A 25,095-nucleotide genomic window follows, 5' to 3' on the forward strand; every position below is an offset into this window, starting at 1 on the left:
GAAGTGAATCAAGTAGATTAAAGTCCATATCAATGGGCTTTTTTTCATGAATGGAACGTTTTATACAACCGTTTATAAGAAATTGTATTATAATGAAAAGGGGAAAATTCTTTCTTTTTTATAAAGGGTTGAGGGGGAGCAGTATGCAACAGTTACAAGAAAGTATATATCAGTTAATTGTAGAAACATCAACGAACCTACCGAAGGATGTGCGTAAAGCCATTCGACAAGCAAAAGCTAATGAGAGCGCTGGTACGAGAAGTGCAATCGCATTGGAAACGATTACAAATAATATTATGATGGCTGAGGGTGACGTTTCACCGATTTGTCAGGATACTGGTATGCCTACATTTAAAGTGAAAACTCCAGTTGGTGTAAACCAGCTTGAAATAAAAAAAGCGATATTTGCAGCAATGGAACAAGCAACAAAAGACGGAAAGCTTCGTCCAAATTCAGTTGACTCGTTGTTTGGTAAAAACAGTGGAAATAATTTAGGACCAGGCACACCTGTTATTAAATTTGAACAACATGAAAATGATTATATTGATATTCGTTTAATCTTAAAAGGTGGCGGATGTGAAAATAAAAACATTCAATATAGTCTTCCTTGTGAATTAGAAGGACTTGGTAAAGCGGGTCGTGATTTAGACGGAATTCGTAAATGTATACTTCACAGTGTTTATCAAGCACAAGGACAAGGCTGTAGTGCAGGATTTATTGGAGTAGGAATCGGTGGAGATCGTACGAGTGGGTACGAACTTGCAAAAGATCAACTATTCCGTTTGACTGATGATGTGAATCCAATTGAAGAGCTTAAAGTAATGGAGGAATATATTCTAGAAAATGCAAATAAGCTTGGTGTCGGTACGATGGGATTTGGTGGAGAAACTACTTTACTAGGTTGTAAAATTGGTGTAATTAACCGTCTACCAGCAAGTTTCTTTGTATCTGTAGCTTATAATTGTTGGGCTTTCCGTCGTTTAGGTATGAAAATTAGTGCGGAGTCTGGTGAAATTTCAGAATGGATTTATCGTGATGGAGAAGAAATAAGCTTCACTAACGAAACGAATGAATCAGGTGAACAGCCACGTGAAGTGAAATTAGTTGCTCCTATTACTGAAGAACAAATTCGTGAGCTTCGAGTTGGGGATGTAGTTTCTATTAGTGGTATGATGTACACTGGCCGTGACGCAATCCATCATCATTTAAATGACCATGATTCTCCAGTAGATTTAAATGGTCAAATTATCTATCACTGTGGACCTGTTGTTGTAAAAGACGCAGACGGAAATTATCAAATTAAAGCTGCTGGACCAACAACAAGTATTCGTGAGGAGCCATATCAAGGTGATATCATGAAAAAATTTGGTATTCGTGCAGTAATTGGTAAAGGTGGAATGGGTGCAAAAACATTAAAAGCATTAGGAGAACATGGTGGTGTTTATCTAAATGCAATTGGTGGAGCAGCGCAATATTACGCACAATGTATTAAAGAAGTAAAAGGTGTCGACCTCCTAGAATTTGGAATTCCAGAGGCAATGTGGCATCTTCAGGTTGAGGACTTTAAAGCGGTTGTAACAATGGATTCTCATGGAAATTCATTGCATCAAGAAGTTGACCAAGATTCTCTTCAAAAGTTAGCGACTATGGCTGAAAAAGTATTTTAATATGTATTGATAAAAAGCAATGTTATTCGATTGGTTGAATAGCATTGCTTTTTTTTATTGGTAAAGACTAAAAGGGTATATATAAGTATTTATTTAGTTTTCAAAGATAAAAAGTTTATTTCTTTCATATTTCTAACGTATTTACAAATACTACAAAAAAGTGAGGTGAATGAATTGAGAAAGTTGGCAAGCTATGTTGCTTTAAGTATCGCTTTTTTCTTGGTAATACCACTATCGACGTTTGCATATAGTAATGCGCCACAGCATTGGGGAATTGCTCGTACAAAAAATGAGGTACCTCCAGATGCCGGAGCAGCATTTAATAAGATGCTAGAAAACACCGGATCGGTCTATTTAGGCAATACATCTAAAAAGGAAATTTATTTAACCTTTGATAATGGATATGAAAATGGATTTACACCAAAATTTTTAGATGTGTTGAAAAAACATGATGTACCAGCAACATTTTTTATAACAGGTCATTATATTAAAACAAATCCGGAATTAGTCAAACGGATGGTAAATGAAGGTCATATTGTCGGTAATCATTCATGGAGTCACCCTGATATGACAACAATAAGTGATGATAAAATTTTGCAGGAATTAGAACAGGTGAAAATAGCATATCAAGAATTAACTGGACGAGACGATATGAAATATTTCCGTCCTGCACGAGGCATTTTTAGTGAACGTACATTATCAGTTGTTAACAAAGCAGGGTATGATAATATATTTTGGTCTTTAGCTTATGTAGATTGGAAAATCGATCAACAGCGTGGATGGAAATATGCATATGATAATGTTATGAAGCTCATTCACCCAGGTGCAGTAATCTTAATGCATACTGTATCTAAAGATAATGCAGAAGCAATGGATGCAGTCATCACCGCCTTACATAAAAGAGGCTACACATTTAGAAGTTTAGATGATTTAATGATGGAACGAAGCGGATTTAATCCATATTTTTATGTTCCAAAATAAGTTACTTTAAAAAAATTGCATCTAATACATTCCCTTTAATACAATTGCTAAAAAGAGCTTGGTTAGTCTCCAAGCTTTTTTGTCGTTCAATTCGATATATCATTCTCTAGTTTTTTATTTATACTGAAATTTCATCGATTGTTCACCATGTGCTATAATACTCAACAGAGTATTAAAGGAGGAAACGGAAATGTGGAAGGAAGAGGTAGCATTAAAAACACCATATCAATGGGATGAAGTTCTAAAAAGATTAGAACATGAGCCTACTTTCTCAGTCCATTCGGCAGAGAAACGTTTGAGCATTCCTTTGTATATTGATGGTGATTATGCAGTTGTAAAGGTTAAAAGGATAAGTGATGATCCAGTATTGTTTGAAATAAATAGTGGGCACCATAATAAAGGGAAAATTCTTGAAGAAGTTTATACTATTTTGCAATTGGAAACTCAATTTGAAGAATTACATCATCATTTAAGTCAGACTACCATTTCACCTCTTATAGACCTATTCGCACACACACCAATTACCGTTTCTAATGATCCTTTTGCATGTTTGATTTCGTGTATTATTCATCAACAAATTCAACGAAGCTTTGCGATACAAGTAACAAAGAGATTTGTTCGAATGTATGGAGAGCGAGTTGAAAATGCATGGTTTTTTCCTTCTCCAGAAAAAATTGCATCTTTAACAATCGAAGAATTAAGAGATTTGCAGCTTAGCGTTCGAAAAGCTGAATATATGATCGGAATCGCAAAAGCCTGGAGTGATGGAACTTTGAGGCATGAAGAATATAGAGACCTACCATCTGAAGAAATTGGAAAAGAGCTTCTTAAACTAAAAGGAGTCGGACCATGGACAGTCGAAAACTTTCTCCTATTCGGTTTAGGAAGAAAAGACATTTTTCCAGTTGGTGATGTAGGTATTCAAATAGCACTTCAAAAATTGTTAAATTTAGATGAAAAACCTTCTAAAGAGATAATGGAATATGTAAAAGAGCAAGCTTCACCGTATGGAAGCTATGCAGCACTGTATCTTTGGAAGAGCATAGAATAATGGAGTTGTAAACAATGAGTAATCAATTAACAAATATATTAGAGGTTGGACAAAGCTTCCCAATTACTATTAAACGAATTGGTATTAATGGGGAAGGTGTTGGATATTTCAAGCGACAAGTTGTTTTCATCAAAGGTGCTTTACCAGGTGAGGAAGTAGTTGCTGAAGTAACAAATGTACGAAATGGTTTTGCAGAGGGTAAAATTCAAAGAATCCGTAAAGCATCATCTGATCGAGTTGAACCGACTTGTAAAATATATGATAAATGCGGTGGATGTCAAATTCAGCATGCTTCATATGAAGGTCAGCTTGGGTATAAAAAAGACATCGTCATTCAAGCGATGGAAAAGTACGCGAAGGATTTATTAGAAAAAACACCAATTAGAGAAACAATTGGAATGGAGCATCCATGGAATTACCGTAATAAAAGCCAGCTTCAAACCGGACTGGAAAAAAACAAAATCATTGCTGGATTGTATTCTCAAAACTCGCATAATGTTGTAGACATCGGTCATTGCCCAATTCAACATGAAGATTTAAATAAAGTAACTGGTAAAGTGAAGAAAATCTTAACGCGATTAAATATTCCTGTTTATAATGAACGAAAAAATAAAGGTGTAATACGTACAATTGTAGCTAGAGTTGGGTTACGTACAGGTCAAATTCAATTAGTATTAGTTACTGGCGCAAAGGAATTTCCTCAAAAAGCTGAATTAATTAGTGAAATTAAAAACAGAATGCCTGAAGTAACAAGCTTAATGCAAAACATTAACAATCAAATGACTTCAGTTATTTTTGGACGTGAAACTGTTTATCTAGCAGGAGAAGAAGTCATCGAAGAAAAACTTGGCGATTTATCATTTGAACTATCAGCCAGAGCATTTTTCCAGCTGAATCCAGAACAAACCGTAAAACTATATGATGAAGTAAAAAAAGCAGCGGCATTAACTGGATCAGAAAAAGTAGTAGACGCTTATTGTGGTGTAGGAACAATTGGACTTTGGCTAGCTAAAGACGCAAAAGAAGTTCGTGGAATGGATATCACAAAAGAAGCCATCATTGATGCGAAACAAAATGCCTTAAGCCACGGCTACACAAATACGCATTACGAAGCTGGACATGCAGAATCAGTTTTACCGAAGTGGCTAAGAGAAGGATGGAAACCAGATGTAATCATAACTGATCCACCTAGAACTGGCTGTGATGAGGAGTTTTTAAAGACAGTATTAAAGATACAACCAAAGAAACTAGTTTACGTATCGTGTAATCCTTCAACATTAGCTAGAGATTTAAAGGTGTTAAGCACAGCTTATGACGTGAAATATTTACAGCCTGTTGATATGTTTCCGCACACTAGTCATGTAGAATGTGTAGCTCAACTTGTTTTAAAGTAAGGCAGCAAGCCCTTATGGGCGCTGCCTTTTATTTCATTAATTAAGATTTGTAAAATGTGCTTTACCACTAATGGAAGTAATGTGTTTAACTAAAACGTTCAGCAACTTATGGTGGCTCGTACGTTTTAAAACGTATGGGGAATGAAAGTCGAGGAAACACTTTCATTAATTGAGAATCGATACAAAACTAATTAATCTGTAAATTATAGTTGGAAGAATTTCCTACTTTGATACTTTGGGAATAAGGGGATAACTTGGTATCCCAAAATGAGAGGATTTGAATGTAAGTATGAGTAATAATTTTTGGCGTGATTTACCACGACCTTTTTTTGTACTGGCGCCAATGGAAGATGTGACGGATGTTGTTTTCCGCCATGTAGTAAGTGAAGCAGCTAGACCTGATGTGTTTTTTACAGAGTTTACAAACAGTGAGAGTTATTGCCACCCAGAGGGGAAACAAAGCGTGCGCGGGCGTTTGACTTTTACAGAGGACGAACAGCCAATGGTAGCCCATATTTGGGGAGATAAGCCTGAATTCTTTAAGCAAATGAGTATTGGTATGGCGGAACTTGGATTTCGAGGTTTGGATATCAATATGGGCTGTCCTGTACCTAATGTGGCACAACATGGGAAGGGAAGCGGCCTGATCCGTCGTCCAGAACTTGCAGCTGAATTAATACAAGCAGCAAAAGCAGGTGGATTGCCCGTAAGTGTAAAGACAAGGCTTGGTTTCAGTGAGGTAAACGAATGGCGCGATTGGCTAACTCACATATTGAAACAAGACATTGCCAATCTGTCCATTCATCTGCGTACAAGAGATGAAATGAGCAAAGTGGATGCTCATTGGGAACTAATCCCGGAGATTAAGAAACTTCGTGACGAAGTGGCACCAGATACACTTTTAACGATCAATGGGGATATTCCTGACCGTCAAACTGGCTTAAAGCTTGCAGAACAATATGGTATTGATGGGGTTATGATTGGGCGTGGTATTTTCCATAATCCATTTGCCTTTGAAAAAGAGCCAAAAGATCATAGCAGTAAGGAATTACTTGATCTTTTAAGATTGCATCTAAATCTACATGATCAATATTCAAATTTGGTGCAGCGTTCGTTCAAGGCTCTTCATCGCTTTTTTAAGATTTATGTCCGTGGATTTCGAGGGGCAAGTGAACTAAGAAATCAATTAATGAACACAGAGTCAACAGACGAAGTACGTGCAATGTTAGATAATTTTGAGTCTAAGAATCTTAATGACATGGAAGAATAGTAAATAGAAATGGGCAATGAATCGATTTAAGATTCATTGCCCATTTTCATTGTCATTTAATGTATGAACCGAAAACTGGTTAAGTGAGGAAAAATTATGATCTCTTAGTGTTACTTGTAAAGTAATAATAAAACTACTGTATTGAATATGAAAATCTTAGTTTCGAAAGAGTCTATCGATATACTATTGCTAAAATTCTAAAAATATAATATATTTAATATGGATATAGGGTTTATGCTCTATTCTAAATTTAAAAAATGTATAAATAAATTCATATTTTTCGGTAACGAATTCTAGAATTGCATGCTAGATTTTAAAGCCACAGTAAGAAGTAGGATGAGTCTGCTCTTATTGTGGTTTTTTTATGTCATTTTATTAAAAAGAGGGGGGCTTCCTTATCGCTACGAATGGAATCGACCGAAAAAGTGTTCTTTTGAAAGAATTTAGAGAGACAAAAATGGATAAGGACTTCTTCATCTTATCTAAAAATCATGATGCATATTTATTAATTGATTTACAAGGGAATATTGAATATGCCAGTGAAAATTGTAAACAACTATTAGGCTATTCAATTATAAGTTTACAACAATCAACACTACATAAACTATTTATCACAGAGTTTTTAAATCAGACACATACCTTTTTTAAATGTAGAGTACAGGAGAAACTCGATAACTTCGATGCTCAGCTACAAGGGAAAGAAGGAAGCATCATTGATGTTAACATTACTTCTATGCCTATATATTTTGAAAAGGATTTGATCGGTTCGTATCTAGTTCTAAAAGATATTACGTTTATAAAGAAACATAAACTTTCGATTGAACGTGAAAAAGAGTATCATACCTTAATAAATGAATTATCTCGTTTGTCTGAAAAACATGCCATTGCTGGCCAGTTAGCAGCTGGGATTGCCCATGAGATACGAAATCCTATTACAGCTATAAAAGGATTCTTACAATTATTAATGGGAGAAAACGATAGTAGTAGATTATATTATGATGTCATATTTTCTGAAATTGATCGAATTGAAGTTATCTTAAAAGAATTGCTGGTGCTTGCGAAACCAACAAAGCAAAAATATGAAAGGTTACTTCTTCAAGATATATTAGAGCATGTAGTTACATTAATGCTTCCTCAAGCAAATTTAAACAATGTTCAAATAGAAAAAGAGTTCAATTTTAAAAATACGTGTATTTTAGGTGATGGTAATCAATTGAAGCAAGTTTTTATTAATTATATAAAAAATGCAATTGAGGCGATGCTTGACGGGGGAGTTTTGCGAATACAGGGGAGCTCTATTATTAACAGTCAAGTCAATATTAGCTTCATTGATCAAGGACCCGGCATTCCACTGGAGATTCTTAAACAAATTGGACAGCCATTTTTTTCTACAAAAGAAAATGGAACAGGGTTAGGCATGTTAGTCAGTAGACAAATCATAAAAGAGCACAAAGGAGATATACATATAGATAGTGATTCAAACGGATCATCCGTCCATGTAAAATTGCCTGTATGTTCGTAATGAATCGATAGTATTTCCTAATTTTTCATTTAAAATTGTTGTTATCCATGGATTATGATGGTAATATATTACTTGTCTAATGTCTTGCTGTCATTAGTCATTTAACTCTGTAAATTTGATGATTTTAAAATATACGTTATATAAATGTAATGGTAAATGGTGGAAACTATTTTTATAGTCGTCTGAACTGTGGCCTAACTTCCTTTTTGTGAAGTTAGGCCTTTTTATTTTTTTTTAGGGGGATTTGAATGGTTGCAACTCAAGAAGATTTGGTGTCTCTTAGCAGTATTTTTAGTAAAATCATAAAGCGGGGATTTGGAAAAGGTCCAGAAACTTGTTATGCGGTTTTAAGAGCAAACAGATTATATGTTTATATTGGAAACTTTATGACACCTTCTGAGGAAATTTTAACGAACAAACAAGAATATAACTTAGTAACGAAATACAGATCAAAAGTCATCACAAGCTTGTCAGAAGAACTATTAAGGGAAGCATCAGACCTATTAGAAAATTCCTTTGAAACCCTCTATCAAGATTGGAACTATCATTCTAATTCAGGTATTTTACTATTAGTGAATAATAGTTTTAATCCGGATGTTAAGATAGATGACAACTTTGAGAGGAAGCTATTTCAATTAGTTCGACAAGTGGGCTCAAAGTTTCATAAAATCCCAGAAAGTCTCAAAGTCGTTAAGTATACCCAAAATATCTGTGCAATTGAATCAAAAGACGTCATGAATCCACTAGATTATTTGCTAGTTGAGCAGGGGAAGTCTGACTTATTATTTACCAATGCTAGGGAAATAAAAAAAGGGTATTATCAGCATAGAGAATTATTTGAAGAGCTATTTAATCGGTCAATTGAAGATTTATTTATGATGTGGGATCCTAATAAAAATAGAAGTTATTTAATTTTCTTGTTTAACAAAGGATATACTTATTAAAGAAATAAAGATGATACTGACTGGGCAAGCTAATGTCAGGTAGTATTTTTTTGCCTTTGTCGAAAGTGAGGTTGAAGCATTAATGTCATTACCACTACAACAAAAGCTAATGGATATAAGTAGCTTAACTAGTAAATTGTTAAGGAAAAATTTTGGGCGAGGACCTGTATCCTGCTTTGCTTTTGCAAATGACAGGTTTCTTGTTTTTTACATACGAGGTTTTTTGTCTCCATTAGAATCTACTTTGCTGGAGCACGGAAATGGTGATAATGTTGATATTTCACGATCTATCGTCATGAATGCGGTCATTAATCAATTAAAGGGAATTCTTGAATTAGAATTTGAACAGGATATTGCATCGTTCTATCATGATTGGAACTATCCTCAAAATACAGGTATGATCACTGTTGAATTTGAAAACAATATCGCTCAACATTTTGTTGACCCGAATCAAGGATCTAATATTGATTTGAAACCTTTAATCGATGAAATTGATAGAATTAGTATATTAGTACAAAAAAAACCTGAGAAAACAGAGGCCTATTTTATTTCACCAAAGATTTATTTAGTAAAACGAGATGGGATTTTAGTACGAATTGAAAAAGCGTTGATAAAGAAGGGGTTTGAACAGACCCTTATGGTCACTAAGGATGAACTCGAAAAATCATATCTACACCGTGATGGTCGTTTTGAAGAAATATTTAGTGAATCTGTTGTAGATATCTTTGTGGACTGGGACTTTCATGAGGATAAAAGCATTATTTGTTTTGTTCTGAAGTAATGCACTGAAAGAGAATAAAATATAGGTATTTTAATTAGCTTTATTAGTAATTAGAACAACAGAAATCTATCAATATACGCATCATACAATCGCGCTGGTTAGTCATTTAAGCATGAGATTTAAAGTAAATCCATCAGTATCCTAGACGATTCTGCAAACTCTTTGGATATATTAAGTGTGAGGAACTATATATTTAAAAATAAAGCAGCAGCCCAATTGGGCTGCCTTTTTTAATGGCGTTAATATTAGTTTCTTCTAATTAGGAAACTACACCTAATTCCTTAAGAATATCATCCAGTGTTTTGTCATTTACTTGCTTAACTGGAGTTGGTGTATTGTTCACAAATGGATTCACTTTAAGATAGTTAGTGTGCACAAACTGTAGATCTGTCGCATCAACTTTTCCGTCCCAGTTAATATCTGCTGCACGAGTATTCGTTCCCCATGCTTTCTGAATCTCTAACGCGTCATAGATATCAATCACTTGGTCTTGATTCACATCTCCTGCAACTGCCTGTTTAATAAAGTAAGAGGTTACAAGTTTCTTTTGTTGACCAAACAGAGTACCCTTGTATTCGAAACCAGACATCATCGGAATTTTTACCATAAAGTGACCTGGTAAAGTGAATTCCCAATACCATGAATCGCCTGTTAGTGGTAATTTTGAAATAGAGAAGCGGTTGACATCCTTTACTAAATTCGGTGTAATATCAAATACGCTACCATTTGATTGTGTTAGTTTAATGGATGCACCTGAGTTTGGCCAATCTACATTTTTATATTTATTTGTTGTACCTGGATTTAAAAAACCTTCAGCATTAAGCGGACCTTCAAGTTCAGAGAAGGAAGATAATAACCCCCATGTATATCCTGCTTTAATTAAATTAGTAGTTCCTTCTAAGGTGTTAATCGTAACTGTTGGATCTATTTTAATAGATGTACCAAAAACAGCATCTTTCACTTTTAAGGTTACATCGACCGCAGCCACATTGTCATTTATTTGAGTCGTTGATGGCAGATCCAATTGTACAGTTGGACTACTTGAATTCGTAAGAGTCACTTTTGCTTCTCCATATTGGCTTAACTCTGCATTTGGTTTGGCATCGACAATCTCAAAGTTTTTATCTAGATTTGCGAAAGTCCAACTAGCAGATGATAGGGATGAAATATTATCTAATTTCAGTGTTGCCTTTACGGTATCACCCATCGTTACTTCTTTTATTGGGCTAGTGATATATGCGTTTGGTGTACCCTCTTTAATAAAATAATAGTTTTTATCTACTGGACTATTTACAGCAACATCCCTTCCTTTTATCGAGAAACTTAAAGCAGGTATTTCTGGATGCATCACAATGTCTTCAGAAAACTTCCCATCTTTATCCATATGAACAAACATTGGAATTGAATTGTTTAAACTATATTGCAAAGTAGTATCCGATAAATCTACTTCCATCCCAGCATCTTGCATTTCCTTCACCTGTGGATCAGTAATTTGCATCGAAAAAGGATACGTTTCTTGTCCAGGTTTGTATTCGTGAAATGGTGATTCTTGATCTAAAGAAGTTGTCACTTCCGGTTGTTCAATATCTACATAAAGATCAAGATAACCGGTAAAGGTTTTACCTGTCGCATTGGTCGAAATCAGCTTTATCTTGTAGTAACCTGGTTTTGCGTTTTGAGCAATAGCAGAAATCGGATGATCAGGATCACCAGTAAATGGATAATAGCTACCAAATATAGCTAATGGGGAAATAATCTGTGTATTTGGATTATTTTTAGATAGATCAATAGATGTAGCATATCCTAGATCTTGGCCGGTTTTTCCATCTTGCCAAACGATATCCATATTTTTCATAGGTGTTTTCATATTAAAAGTTAGTACAGGCGCAACAGTACCAGAAGCCATTCCCATCGGTTCTGTTTGCGAAATTCTATATTCTAAAGTTGTTGTAGCTTTATTGAGTGCATATCCAAAAAAGCCTTCCTCTACTGCTCGTATACTAAAAGGAATACGATATTGCTCATTTTTATCTTTTTGGTTTGTTAAGATAACATAACCAGTATAGACGCCTTCTTTTGCTGTTTTCGGAAAAGTAAGCGATACGTTTACTTTTTTAGTTTCGTTTTTCTTGACTTGAATCACCGGATTGATAGCTAATTTTACGCCATTTGCGGCTGGATCTGAGCCACCTTTTATTAACTGAAAATGAACATTTGCACTAAATGTTTTATTTTCTTTTTCAAAGTTTTGCAATGTAACTGGTTTATTAATCGAATGATCTTCGCCTGTATAAAGCTCACCAAAGCTGAAGCCACCAGTTTGTTCTTCTATGCTAATCATTTCTTCCCCATAAGGAATAAGTGTTTCATCTTGTACTTGAACTTTCATACCAGGATGAATTGCTTCGTAAGGGTCAACTCGTCCTGCACCTTGTTCATAAGTAAGATAGTCTCCATTTAACGGTTCAGCTGTATTCATCAAAAGAGTTTTGATATCACTTGGTTGTAGGTTTGGATTTGCTTGCAACATTAATGCAGATATACCTGCTACATGTGGTGTTGCCATTGATGTACCATTTTTCCGGGCATATGCGCCAGTGTAATCATTAGGTATTTCTGGGTTGGTAAGATAAGCAGGTTCAGTAGAGAGAATACTCACACCTGGTGCAACTACTTCTGGCTTTACATCAAAAGTTTTTAATGCCGGACCACGTGAGCTAAAATCAGCTAGCTTATCTCCCTCAGTTTTGGAAACAGATACATCCGTAAAGGTAAACTTATTATTACCAGCAGCTACTTTCGCTTTTAAGACCTGTCCATCTTGTTGCGTTACAGAGAAAGTAGGAATAAAACCATTTGCCTCGCCTAGATATGCTCCTACATGACCTTCTACATTGTTATAAAGTAAAACTGCTTTAGCCCCATATTTTTTTGCAAATTTAATTTTATCAACTAGTGCATAGGTACCACGTTCAACCAATGCGATTTTGCCTGTTACATCTTTATTTACGTAGTCAGTATCTCCACCTAAACCAACATCAACCATTTCAAAACTTTTCCCTTTGAATGTTGTGAGATCATCTGAAAAACTTCTTGCCATCGTTTGTAGTTCAATTGAAGATTCAGCTGTGATGTTTCCCTTTAAAGTGGTAATTGGCATGGAAATATCACTGGCACCAACAGTAAGTGCTAAAGCCGCTGAACCTGGAGATCCCAGCGAATAGAACCCTGGTCCGGAGTTTCCAGCTGCGACCACTGCTGTTACACCACTTAATACGGCATAGTTAATCGCTGTACTAGTTGGAAAATACGGATCATTTAGAGCAGCACCTAATGAAAGATTCATAACATCCATGTCTGCTACTACCGCTTGATCGATTGCAGCAATGATATTTGAGGAGATGCCAGAACCGTAAGGACCTAGTACACGGTATACATAAAGGTCCGCGTCTGGAGCTATACCTTTAACGGAAATATCACTATTATTTTTTGCCTGTGAAGCGATTGTACCAGATACATGTGTGCCATGGTCTGTGTAATAGGCAGAACCGTTAGCAGCAAATTCAGCTAATCCTGATTTTTTCCAATCTTCATAGGTTGTTTCCATCGGGTCATTGTCATTATTTACAAAGTCATATCCACCTTTGTAAGCATCTTTCAGATCAGGATGATTGTAGTCAATACCAGTATCAATGACAGCTACTTTGACCCCTTCACCAGTAATGCCTTCTTTATGTAACTTGTCCACACCTAAAAATGAAATAGGATCACCAGTCACAGTTGACTCCGTTTTTTCGGAGTTACCGGTTTTTCCTTTAGATCCCGCAATGGCAGGTGGCTCAATCGTAAATGTAGTATCCTTGTAAATTGCTTGTACAACATCTGACTGCATGAGTGATTCAACCTGATTTGCCGTTATCGTCATGGAAACTCCATTATAGGAATTTTTGAAGGAATGCTTGATTTGATAAGGTGTTTCTACTATATTTAAACCCTTTCCAGTAGATGGAGCCGATCGTTGCATACTTTTATTTGCAGGGAGAATTTGTTTGAGATCATTTTTAAATGTGGTGTGCTCTTGATCAACTTTGCTTTGTGCTACATCTCTTGTTAATGATTTTCCCTCTAAAGCAGCATCAAGAACAGCTACTTGTTCTGGCTTTGATTTAAACTGAACGATAACAGAAATCTCTTTGTCTTCTTTTAGTTCTTTTTCATCAAATCCTAGAAGTCCATATTGTTCCTTTGCTTCAGATTTGTGTAAGGCTGCTCGTTGTTCGTCCGTTAAGGTGGCTAGAATTTTTTCTGCATTGCTTTGAGTAATGCTTTTTGTTTTTGCAGATGCATTTGTTAAACCAGTGTGCGTCGACGGAAGAATTATTCCTAATGATAGTACAAGAGGTGTTGATTTTTTTACTGTATGGCTAAGCCATCGATGTTTTTTCTTTTTCATAGTTCTCCTCTTTTCAAAGTTTGATTAAAAAGTTCCGAAAAAATATTTCTTAATTTTCGAAAAAATTCTATGGTAATAATGTTAATAACTTGTTTAGTAGATTACAAAGGGGGTTTCTCAAAGGACTATTAACCTAGTATTCTCTTGGGATATGTTTTAAAGTGACGATGTGCCGCCTCATATTTTTAAAATAGGTTAGAAAAGTAACAATCTGTTTTGGGGTTTTCAGTTTTTAAAAAGGAGATTGTAACGTACTGAGCGAAGTAGGGTACAGGTTTTTCATATAAAGGAATATTATGTGAGTTTATAAACAGGAAGTTTATAGATTATAATGAAATTTAATATATATAACTAATCAAATAGAAGAACTATCTTTGGTAGGCCAGGGTGTATTAGCACTTATTTATCTTGGGAGCATGATTAAGAAATAAATGATTTTGTTTAGTATTTATGAGGTGAAAACAAGGGGAGGACATCATGATCCAAGGGGAAATTATAAAATTTTACCGTGAGCTTCAAGGATTAAGGCAAGCAGATTTAGGGAATGAAATTTGTTCGAGTACTCATGTGAGTAAGATTGAACGTGGTATTACAGAAGTATCACAAGATACAATTGAATTATTAGCACAAAGACTACAAATTGATATGCGGGAAGAGATGAATACATATTTAAGCTTAGACTTATTATTAAAAGAATGGCATGATTCAATTGTTTTGAAACTAAACTCAAAAGCAACAAGCATAAAAACTAAGTTAGAAGGTATTATGCTTTTGAAAATTCCTGATTTTTATCGAGCATATACATTAGTTTTAACTAGATATTATTTATTAATTGGAGAAAGTACGCATGCCAAATCCTTAATCGAAGAGATGAACAGCTGGGATGAACTTTCTCTATATGATCAAAATATGCTATATCACATTAAAGGGAAATTTTATCTAGATTATCAAAATGAATATAATTTAGCGATTTCATATTTAAAGAAAATTAATCTAACTTATTATCATAATCCCGAATATTATTATGATTTAGCGTGCGCCTACATGTGTATGAACTCGCGTATACTAGCCTATCATTACGCTAATAAAGCACTTCAATTTTTTAGCAGTACAAATAGCTTTAATAGAATACTTGAAACTGAAATGTTAATGCTAATTCAAGTCGAGCAAGAAGAGATTTTTGATACAAAGGATTCCGGTTACCCAAGATTAATAGAAATGGCAGATAGCTTAGGATTAACCGACCAAAAAGCCAAGTTGCTTCATAATTATGCTTATCAACTATTTCGCAATGGATGCTACGAAAAAGCATTTGAAAATTATAGTCAATCGTTGATTTTACGTGATACTTCACATCCGCATTATATTGTGACATTAGAAGGATATTTAAATACTGCTACAAAGTTAGGCTTACAATCTCAAACTGAGTTACTAAAAGTCGCGCGGGAAGGACTTTCATTAGCAAAGAGCTTAGATGATACAATGTACTTACATTATTTTCAATTGCATGTATTTAAAATTGAAGGAATAAAAGAACAATATTATCAGTATTTAGAAACAATAGCCTATCCTTTTTTTAAGAAAATGGGTTATGGCCTTGCAACTGAAACTTATGAAATTAAGTTATTTGATTACTATTTAGAAAAAGGAGATATAGAACGAGCGAATCAGTTCACATTATCAATTGTAAATAGATTCCGTAAAAATAACGAGCTTGTATAAATGAATATATATAATCTATTAAAAGTCTTGTATGAAAATATATAAGGCTTTTTTTATATGAAATGAAAAGTAAGAACCCCTCTTACCTACGAATAACCCCTTTTGATTACATTCATTCGACTTACTTCGATTAATTTCTTTATAAATAATGGCTTTTTTTAACCTCAATTTGTAACTAAAGTAGGATATTTCATGAATTCAAAACCCCCATTGCTGCCAATTATGTAAGTTATTATGATAACTTTATAGTGATTTTTCTGAAAATTAAGAAAGGAGTTTACTTTAATTTATTCACTTGAAATTAATAAGAAAGATGGTGCCAAATGAAGAACATAAAACTCATAAAACAAACAGCAATTGTGTCGTTAGCTTTAGGATTGATATTTCCTACAGCAAATCAACCTTTTAATACACTGGCAAATGCTGCAGAGATAAATGCTGAAGACGTACTTTCTTCGCTAACTACAGAACAAAGAGATGCTTTACATAAAATAGAATTGAATGAGCGCTCTGGGTTAATTGGTTTTAAACAGGATGAGTTAAAAAAAGACAATGAAACTTCTGTAATCGTCCAATTCCAATCTAAACCTTCTAAAGTTGCATTGATTGATGCTGAAGTTGCTGGTGAAAAACTATCTAAAGAACAAGCAGATGAGCAAGTTGAACATGATCATGAACAATTTAAAAAAGATATCCAATCCATTTTTCCTACCTCAAAAAATAGAAAAATAAACCATCAAATCACATCAAATTTTCGTACCGTTTTTAATGGTGTTGCAATAAAATTACCAGCTAATCAAATTCAGCAGCTGTTATCTTCTAAAGCTGTTAAAGCTGTTTATAAGGATGTTGAATTCAAAGTAGATCCTATCAATAATGGAGAATATGAAAATAAAACTAATAGCGGAAACACTTCGGTTGAAAGCCTTTCTTATTTAAAGATAGATAAATTACATAAAGAAGGAATTACTGGAAAAGGCATTAAAGTGGGGGTACTGGATACGGGAATTGATTATAACCACCCTGATTTAAAGGAAGTTTACAAAGGTGGTTACGATATCGTTGATCAAGATAATGATCCAATGGAGACAACCTATAAAGAATGGCAGCTTTCAGGCTATCCAGAAATTAATGGATCTACTTATTACACTTCACATGGAACACATGTAGCCGGTACGATAGCTGGTCAAGGTACAAGTGACAAAATTACAGTCGAAGGTATTGCACCTGATGTAGATTTATTTTCATACCGAGTACTTGGACCTTATGGATCTGGCTCTTCAGAAGCTGTTATTGAGGGAATTGAAAGAGCAGTCCAAGATGGAATGGATATCATTAACTTATCATTAGGGGCAGCGGTAAATGATCCTTATTTTCCAACAAGTACAGCTATCAATTATGCAGTACTAAATGGAGTTACTGCTGTCGTAGCTGCGGGGAATGATGGACCGAATGCATACACATTAGGCTCACCTGGATCTGCTGCACTTGCATTAACAGTTGGTGCAAGTGATGTGCCAATACAAGAATCTAATTTGAATGGAAAAATAGGAGATGAACAGCCTATTGAATTAATTGGGATGGCACGTCACTATGATGATCAATTAAAAAATCTAGTTAACAAATCCTATGAAATAGTAGATGTTGGATTGGGTTATGCTACTGATTTTGAAGGTAAAGATTTAAATGGAAAAATTGCATTTATAACTCGTGGTGATATTTCATTTGATGAAAAAATAATGAATGCTAAAGCTAATGGTGCGATAGGCACCATAATTACAAATAATATAGACGGACAAATTGGTGTAAATCTTGGAGAATCTGTTAACTATATACCGTCATTTTCATTAACAAAAGCTGATGGTGAAAAAGTTAAATCCATGATAGAGACTGGTGATAATACAATCAGTTTCTCAAATTATTCCGAAAAACAGACTGAAGGCGATCACTTAGCTGACTTTAGTTCAAGAGGTCCGGCAAGACAGACTTTTGATATGAAGCCCGAAATAACTGCTCCTGGAGTAAGTGTTCTTTCAACTGTTCCTTCTTATATGATTAATCCAGACAATCAAGATGATTATCAATATGCTTATTCAAGATATTCAGGAACATCAATGGCTACTCCATTTACTGCTGGTGTTGCTGCTTTAATGCTTCAAGTAAATCCGAAATTACAACCTGAAGACATAAAGTCAATTTTTATGAATACAGCTGATCCACTAAATGGTGAATATAGCGTTTTCGAAGTAGGAGCTGGTAGAATAGATCCTTATCAGGCAATTTATAGCGATCTAAGTTTCAAAATAAAGGATCAGACGTATGTCCCTGGCGCAGAGCGATTAATGAGAATTAAGGAATTCACTGGGGGTCTTAGCTTTGACAATCACTATGAAAATGGCAGACTTAATGTTTCAAAATCAATTAAAATCGAAAACAATAAAAATGAAAAAAAATCATTTGAGGTCTCAATTAGTGAATCTAAAGGGTCCAACAGTATAAAAGACAATGGAGTAGAGCTAAGCATTCCTAATAAGATTGAAATCAATGGCAATGGCTCAAAAACAATTAATGTAAGAATGATTGTTCCTAAAGAAGCAAAAAAGGGAATTTATGAAGGGTATATTACATTCACTAATAATGCAAATTCATCGGAAACATATCGTATTCCATTTAGCTTACGGACATCTGATGAAGGATTTAATAGTATTAAAATATTAAATCCATCTTATTCTCCTGATCAATTAAATCAAGGTGGATGGGATTTTATGCGAGCTCAATGGATCTATACTAAATTTAACTTACAATCTCCTATGAAAAATATGGATATAGTCTTACAAGATGCAAAAACTGGAAAAGATCTTGGACTCGTTGGAGTGATTGATTTAACATCAGCATATGACAATGTTGACTATAATTTAATCGCATTTAATGGACAGTATTATAAATTTACTGGAAACTCAAAACAACCAATTTCAGAAGAAACAAGCGATATTCAACCGGGACAATATAAATTGAAATTCATTGGAACTAGTATTTCTGGTAAAGAATTCATAGAAACGGAGGATCTCTTTATTGATTTAGATACACCTTCATTTAAAAGTTCACTTGATGGTGCATCACCATTTATTGAATATAAACCTGGTCAAAAAACATATCCATTTGATATCCAGATTCAAGATTCAAAAGTTGATGAAATGAAAAATCACGGACTATCAATCGACCAATCATCTAATTGGCTAGTTTATTATTATGGTGAGTGGGCATTCCCATCTTCACCAATTCCGATGGGTACTGAAGGGAAATACCATGATGACATCCTATTGGACGAAAGCTTAAATGTGCTACCACTTCGTTTCGATGGTTATGATAATGCTGGGAACGTAGAATCTAAGCAGTATTATTTTGTGAAAGAAGGCACTCCAGTTACTTATGCAAAAAGTGATGTAGTTACAGCAATCGCTGGAGATACAATTAAAGCAAAAATTCATTTAGATAACTTAGAGGAAATAAAAAACGTAACATGGACATTTGGTGATTATTACGGAATGAAAAGCGTTCAATTAGTAGATGCAAAGCTTACTGAGTATTATGCAAGTAAGGCTGCAATTGAGGTTAAAGGTGATGAAGTGATTGTCAACTTTAACAAACCTAGTGGACAGTTTAACCACTCTGAAGTTGTAGAGGTTACATTAAAAATTCAAGAGAAAGAATTTTATACAGGTGGTAGCATCAATCCAACAGTTCGAGTAACGGACACTAGTAATACAAATATAGAAGTATTAAACGGTGGATATAGTTTCAAGGTTTTCCCTAAACAATCAAGAGTTTACGGGAGTGTAAATCCACAAGGATTTTATGAAGGCGATCCAAATGACGGTGGTTATCCTGGTACGCGAGATTGGGATAAAGTTGGAGCAATCGTTAACGTTTATGACTCAAAAGGAACAAAGTATAATGCCCAAATTGACGCATATGGAAGATTTAGTTTTGATAAAATTCCGCTAAATAAAGATTTGTTTACTGTTGAATATAATGTGCCGGGTCACTTTTTAACCAAGGTTAGAACAAATATTGGTTACGAATATAATGGAAAACTATACGCAAAAAATCAATATGTCACTGCACCTGAATTGAAAGCTGGAGACGTAAACCAAGATCAAGTAATCGATATAATGGATGCTTTGGTTATTCAGTCAAATTGGGGTACTAACAAACGAAGTGCAGATATCAATTTTGACGGAACTGTAGATGCAAATGATTTGAAATTTGTTCAAAAAAACTTTTTACAACAAAATAAGTCAGTTGACCAGGCCCCAAAGCCAATTAACAAATACAAAGGAAAATCATTAGAAGACGTATTAAAAGAATTAGGAATGTAACTTTGGTTATCAAAACAGAACTTTATAAAACTTCTTTCTAAGGTATAAAAATAGAACAGGCAACGCCCCTTAATGGGGACGTTGCCTGTTCTGGTTTTGCAGTTGGATTCACAAAGCCTAAAATGAATAAAAGCAGCTTATTGGCGGCTTTTATTCATTTTATTTACATTTTCGCAGACTCTTTTAAAATTACATTATTAGACTGAACTTCGGAAGCTTGTTGTTTGCGTTTGATAAAGAAGGATAGTAATAAACTCGTTATTCCTATTAACAGAATCACAAAATATGCGTCATTAATTCCTTGAATAGCAGCTTCCATAATCATATGCTGTTGAGTTTCACCGGGAGCTCCTCCAGCTGAAATTAAGTCTTTAAGATGATCTTTAGTACTATTTGTCATGACAGTTACTAATAGAGCAGTACCTACAGCACCTGCTACTTGTCTTATGGTGTTTGAAATAGCTGTTCCGTGTGCATTTAGACTTGGTGGCAGCTGATTTAAGCCAGCAGTCTGTAACGGCATAAGGAACATAGCCATCCCGATTCGACGAAGTGTCGACATTAAAATTAGAAAAGTATAACTAGTCGAGTCGGTCAAATCAATAAAGCCATAGGTTGAGACGATAATGATTGCAATACCGATAATAGTAAGCCATTTCGCCCCAAATCGGTCAAAGAGTTTACCAACCACGGGACTTAGTAAGCCCATTAGAAGTGCTCCAGGGAACATAAGTAAACCAGACTCTAATGCAGTAAAACCACGTACATTTTGAAGGTACAGTGGAAGTAGCATCATATCTGCATACATCATCATCGTGACACCAATATTTATAATGGTAGTCAAGGTAAACGTATTAAATTTAAAAGCACGTAAATCAAGTAACGGATTTTGAGAGACTAATTGTCGCCAAGTAAATAGGACCAGTGAAATGATTCCCGCAACTAGTGAAATAACGACCTCATTACTTGACCAACCAGAATTGCCAGCTTGGCTAAAGCCGTACATTAAAGTACCAAATCCAATTGTTGAAAGAATTACACTAATAAAGTCTATCTTGGTTTTGACTGTTTCCGAAACATTTTTCAGATAAATAAAACCACAAAGGATAACAATAATGGCAAACGGAATCATACCATAAAACATTGCTTGCCAAGGGAATGTCTCAAGAACATAACCGGTAAGAGTTGGTCCAATTGCAGGGGCAAAAATGATAGCTAGCCCAACCATACCCATGGCGGATCCTCTCTTCTCTGCTGGGAAAATTGATAAAACAACATTCATAAGCAGAGGCATTATGATTCCAGCACCGGCTGCTTGAATCAAACGCCCAGTTAGTAATACTGGGAAATTGGTTGCAATTGCTGAAACAATCGTCCCAACCAGAAAAATGATCATCGAACTTTGGAATAATTGACGAGTGGTGAATCTCTGCATTAAGTATGCTGTGATAGGAATTAAAACCCCATTTACCAACATATAACCCGTTGTAAGCCACTGGGCTGTTGAAGCTTTAATGTCAAAATCATTCATTAATTCTGGAATGGCAACACTCATGATTGTCTGATTAAATGTTGCAAGGAAAGCACCTATGATCATCACAAACATGATAGGTCCTTTTTTGATAGAGTGGTTAATCGTTGCACTCTTACTCAATTTCATTCATCCTTTCATGTCTATCTTAAATAGATTTAATTTACAACGTGTTGTATAATTAACATTGTATAAATGAGATTATAATGACAATTTTTCGTTATGACAATCTACAAATAATGTTGAGATGTAAATTACTTTACATAAATTAACTTACTGTTGTTTATCAGTGGAAAATACGACGCTACTTTTGAAAATGTAGCATAGCAATTGTTAAGAAAGGAATGAAGAGATGATGGAAAACAAAAAGTCTCACACAGACCCTCGTATACTGCGGACACGACAATTAATTAAAAATGCACTTGTTGAGTTACTTGGTGAAATGGATATTAAAAAAATAACAGTTAATCGATTAGCAGAGCGAGCAACCATCAATCGAGTTACTTTTTATCTACACTATCGCGATATTCCTGATATGTTGGAAAAGATGGCGGACGATATGATTGAGGAATTTTCAATGGTTATTAAAAATACGCCGGCAGTGGGGCATACATCCTCAGGAGAGGGGAATTGGAAAATACTCGAAAATATACTTGAGCATATAGCAAAAAACGGAAATTTCTATAAGATCATTCTTGCCTCAAAGCAAATTCCAATTTTTAGAGATCGTTTATTGTCGTTCTTAAAGGACATGATTATCACGAAGATTGATGAAAGTAAAAGTCACCCATATCTTCTATCCCAAGGTATTAAAGTAGACATTTTGATATGGTACAATTCTTCAGCTCTAATTGGTACGATCATTTCATGGCTACAAAATGACATGCCTTATACCCCAGCGTTTTTAACCCAGCAGTTTTCTTTACTTCACCTTAGGGGACTGAATCGAGAATGTTAAGCATAAACCTGTAAATTGTTCAGTTATTGATGAGAAATATTTGAAATAGAATAGAAATGATGAAACCAAATCTTATAGTGATTTGGTTTTTTAGTTTGTTACTAACTAATCTATCTTGAAGGTGTTCGACTCCTGTGGGAGTAGCGGGACAGGTGAGACCCCACAGGAGGCCCACACGATGTGGGTCATGCATGCGTTACGACAGGACGTCGTGTTCTTAGCATGCCTACCTTTTTCCAGGAGGCTCAGCGCACGCCCCACGGAAAGCGAGCATCCTGCAGTGGAAATTGACAAACTTCCTTCTTTGATAGTCTTCTGATTAGATAGCACTTATTGTTTAATTTCAAAAAAGAGATTATTTGGCCTATCTATTAAAATTGAATTTCTTTTTTAAGGTAATGATATTCACCTAAAAATAATACAGGGCATACAATAATTGGGCACAGAAACAAAGATGTATTTTATAAGAGGAAGTGATTAACATTTATTCATCAGTGAACCCAATTCCAAGAAATATGGGATATTCATATTCAAACCCTCAATATCAAAGAGTTTATCCGATTCGTCATAACAATAGTATAAATAACTCAATTAGAGTAACCGGAAAGGGAGAAGTAACTGTAAAGCCTAACCAGGCTTCTCTATTAGTGGGTGTTATAAACGACGATATGAAAGTACAAAATGCGCAACAACAAAATGCAGTCATTTCTAATCAAATCATTGAAGCACTAAAAAACATAGGTATCAATCAAGAGGACATTGAAACTTATTCATATTCAATCGATCGGATCGTTGATTTTCAAGATTCACAAGAAATATTTCGTGGATATCGTGTCAGCCATATTTTCAAGGTTATTGTTAAAGATATTGCTAGTGTAGGAAAAGTGATTGATGTTGCAACAGAAAATGGGGCTAATGTTGTGAGGAATGTATCTTTTGAAGTTTCAGATCCAGAACCCTACTATGTAGAGGCCTTGCAAAAAGCTACTTTAAATGCAAAAAGTAAAGCGGAAAGTATAGCCAAATCACTAAGTTTAACCATCAATAGCGTTCCGGAATGGATAGTTGAAGAAACTGTTCAATTACTAAGACCACAATACTCAATGCAAACAGCTGTATTGAGTGCATCGACGACTCCGATTCAGGAAGGTCAAATCAAAATTTCTGCATCGGTTCAAGCATTGTTTAATTATATAAGTTTCTAGTGAAGATTTATTTCAAATCTAAAAAACTATTGCTAGTTTCTGGATGACTTTCTAATGATCGTTTAAAAAGAGAAAAGAGAAAGGATGAACGCATCTATCCAAACCTTTTCCTTTTTATTGTGGAAATTTATATGTTTAAAAAGAAGGAAACACTCCGAAAAAAGAGAACTCAATTTGAATATGGAACGACTTGAGGTAGCTTCTATTAAGGTAAGGTCGTTCCTAATCTAAAACAGTTTTGACGTTTCTAATTCTTAATCATATAAATAGTGAAAAGGGCTTATCTGTTAAAAGAGTGGACAAGTATAAGGATAATAGGGGGGAAGAAATGTACAAGAAGCTGGGAATCGCAATTATTCATGGAATGGGGAATCAGAAGCAGGACTTCGCTGACGAAATGGTCGTCTTGATTAAGAATAAATTCGCCCAAAAATTAGAATATATCGTATCAGACCCTTCCTCCTATCTAGTATTTCAACCTATACAATGGTCATCTGTCTTTGAGGAAAGGGAGGAGAAATTGTATAAAAATGTGGTTTTGGCGAATGATCTAGATTTTAAAGGATTAAGAAAGTTTACTATACAATATGTAGGTGATGTTATTGCATACCAACAAGTAGAAACTTCTAGACAAAACTATGAAAGAGTACATGAATTAATTGGTAAACAATTAAATATTATCTCAAGAAAAGCTGGAGATGATGTCCCATTATGTGTCATTTCACATAGCTTAGGTTCTGTCATTGCCAGTAATTATTTCTATGATTTGCAAGCTAAAAAAAATAGCGTATCATGCATCGTAAATGATTCCTCACCTTTGGAAAAAGGACATACGTTAACCTTATTTTATACATTAGGGACGGCGCTGCCACTCTGGAGTTTAAGATATCATGACTTTAACCGTCCAATTAATATACCTTCTAGAGAGCTCCAGCAATACTTTCCTGGTTTAAAAGGTGAGTGGATCAATTTTTATGATAAAGATGATGTTTTAGGGTTTCCTTTAAGAGACGTTGATCAAACTTATCAGGACGCTGTAACTGAAGATAGACAAGTGAATATTGGTGGACTATTAACAAGTTGGAATCCATTCTGTCATACGGGTTATTTTAAAGATATGGAAGTTATTGACCAAATTGTAGATGGATTAGTTCGCACTTGGAAAGAAGTTAATAACATATAGAAAAATTGATTTATCGCATTAAACATGCGATTTTTTTTTCAATAAGAAAAAGGA

At 34.7% G+C, this 25,095-nt stretch carries 15 protein-coding genes; 13 read left to right on the top strand and 2 right to left on the bottom strand.

What is annotated here, in order from left to right; all coding sequences use genetic code 11:
• Positions 1–143 precede the first annotated feature (143 nt).
• From V7056_RS09450 to V7056_RS09485, 8 genes are all read left to right on the top strand, one after another.
• Positions 144–1,667, top strand: a complete 1,524-nt coding sequence (locus tag V7056_RS09450) for a fumarate hydratase (protein WP_499701353.1) — start codon at positions 144–146, stop codon at positions 1,665–1,667.
• Between the two features lie 174 nt (positions 1,668–1,841).
• Positions 1,842–2,648, top strand: a complete 807-nt coding sequence (pdaA, locus tag V7056_RS09455; RefSeq protein WP_499701355.1) for a delta-lactam-biosynthetic de-N-acetylase — start codon at positions 1,842–1,844, stop codon at positions 2,646–2,648.
• 190 nt (positions 2,649–2,838) lie between these two features.
• A complete protein-coding gene (locus V7056_RS09460) occupies positions 2,839–3,699 on the top strand; it encodes a DNA-3-methyladenine glycosylase family protein (RefSeq protein ID WP_499701357.1) in 861 nt (286 codons plus the stop codon).
• A 14-nt stretch (positions 3,700–3,713) separates the two neighbouring features.
• Entirely contained in the window at positions 3,714–5,093 is a 1,380-nt protein-coding gene (gene rlmD / locus V7056_RS09465; RefSeq protein ID WP_499701359.1) for a 23S rRNA (uracil(1939)-C(5))-methyltransferase RlmD, read from the top strand.
• 289 nt (positions 5,094–5,382) lie between these two features.
• Entirely contained in the window at positions 5,383–6,363 is a 981-nt protein-coding gene (locus V7056_RS09470; protein WP_499701361.1) for a tRNA dihydrouridine synthase, read from the top strand.
• A 457-nt stretch (positions 6,364–6,820) separates the two neighbouring features.
• Positions 6,821–7,885, top strand: coding sequence for an ATP-binding protein (locus V7056_RS09475; RefSeq protein WP_499701363.1), 1,065 nt, complete (start codon positions 6,821–6,823; stop codon positions 7,883–7,885).
• Positions 7,886–8,133: 248 nt separating this feature from the next.
• On the top strand, positions 8,134–8,829 hold the full coding sequence (locus tag V7056_RS09480; protein ID WP_499701365.1) for a Na-translocating system protein MpsC family protein: 696 nt from the start codon (positions 8,134–8,136) through the stop codon (positions 8,827–8,829).
• A 109-nt stretch (positions 8,830–8,938) separates the two neighbouring features.
• Positions 8,939–9,610, top strand: coding sequence for a Na-translocating system protein MpsC family protein (locus V7056_RS09485; RefSeq protein ID WP_499701569.1), 672 nt, complete (start codon positions 8,939–8,941; stop codon positions 9,608–9,610).
• A 259-nt stretch (positions 9,611–9,869) separates the two neighbouring features.
• Here V7056_RS09485 and V7056_RS09490 read toward each other — a convergent pair whose 3' ends face one another.
• Entirely contained in the window at positions 9,870–14,063 is a 4,194-nt protein-coding gene (locus tag V7056_RS09490) for a S8 family serine peptidase (protein ID WP_499701367.1), read from the bottom strand.
• Between the two features lie 477 nt (positions 14,064–14,540).
• Between V7056_RS09490 and V7056_RS09495 the strand changes: the two genes are divergently transcribed.
• The gene (locus V7056_RS09495) at positions 14,541–15,785 is read left to right on the top strand and encodes a helix-turn-helix domain-containing protein (RefSeq protein WP_499701369.1); all 1,245 of its coding nucleotides are present in this window, start codon (positions 14,541–14,543) and stop codon (positions 15,783–15,785) included.
• A 323-nt stretch (positions 15,786–16,108) separates the two neighbouring features.
• Positions 16,109–20,164 carry a S8 family serine peptidase gene (locus V7056_RS09500; RefSeq protein WP_499701371.1) on the top strand — a complete coding sequence of 1,352 codons (4,056 nt, stop codon included), beginning with the start codon at positions 16,109–16,111 and terminating at the stop codon, positions 20,162–20,164.
• Positions 20,165–20,327: 163 nt separating this feature from the next.
• On the opposite strand, the gene V7056_RS09505 is transcribed toward V7056_RS09500, so the two are convergent.
• Complete coding sequence (locus V7056_RS09505) at positions 20,328–21,770, bottom strand: DHA2 family efflux MFS transporter permease subunit (protein ID WP_499701571.1); 1,443 nt, start codon at positions 21,768–21,770, stop codon at positions 20,328–20,330.
• 280 nt (positions 21,771–22,050) lie between these two features.
• On the opposite strand from V7056_RS09505, the gene V7056_RS09510 reads away from it, so the two are divergent.
• The 3 genes from V7056_RS09510 to V7056_RS09520 all read left to right on the top strand — a co-directional run bounded on the left by V7056_RS09510 (position 22,051) and on the right by V7056_RS09520 (position 25,041).
• Positions 22,051–22,653 carry a TetR/AcrR family transcriptional regulator gene (locus tag V7056_RS09510; RefSeq protein ID WP_499701373.1) on the top strand — a complete coding sequence of 201 codons (603 nt, stop codon included), beginning with the start codon at positions 22,051–22,053 and terminating at the stop codon, positions 22,651–22,653.
• Positions 22,654–23,126: 473 nt separating this feature from the next.
• Positions 23,127–23,858: an SIMPL domain-containing protein gene (locus V7056_RS09515; RefSeq protein ID WP_499701374.1), complete on the top strand. Its 732-nt coding sequence runs from the start codon at positions 23,127–23,129 to the stop codon at positions 23,856–23,858.
• A gap of 328 nt (positions 23,859–24,186) precedes the next feature.
• Positions 24,187–25,041, top strand: coding sequence for a chemotaxis protein (locus tag V7056_RS09520; protein ID WP_499701375.1), 855 nt, complete (start codon positions 24,187–24,189; stop codon positions 25,039–25,041).
• Positions 25,042–25,095 lie beyond the last annotated feature (54 nt).

Origin of the sequence: Bacillus sp. JJ664 (assembly GCF_036962205.1) — a bacterium.
Taxonomy (GTDB): Bacteria; Bacillota; Bacilli; order Bacillales; family Bacillaceae_G; genus Gottfriedia.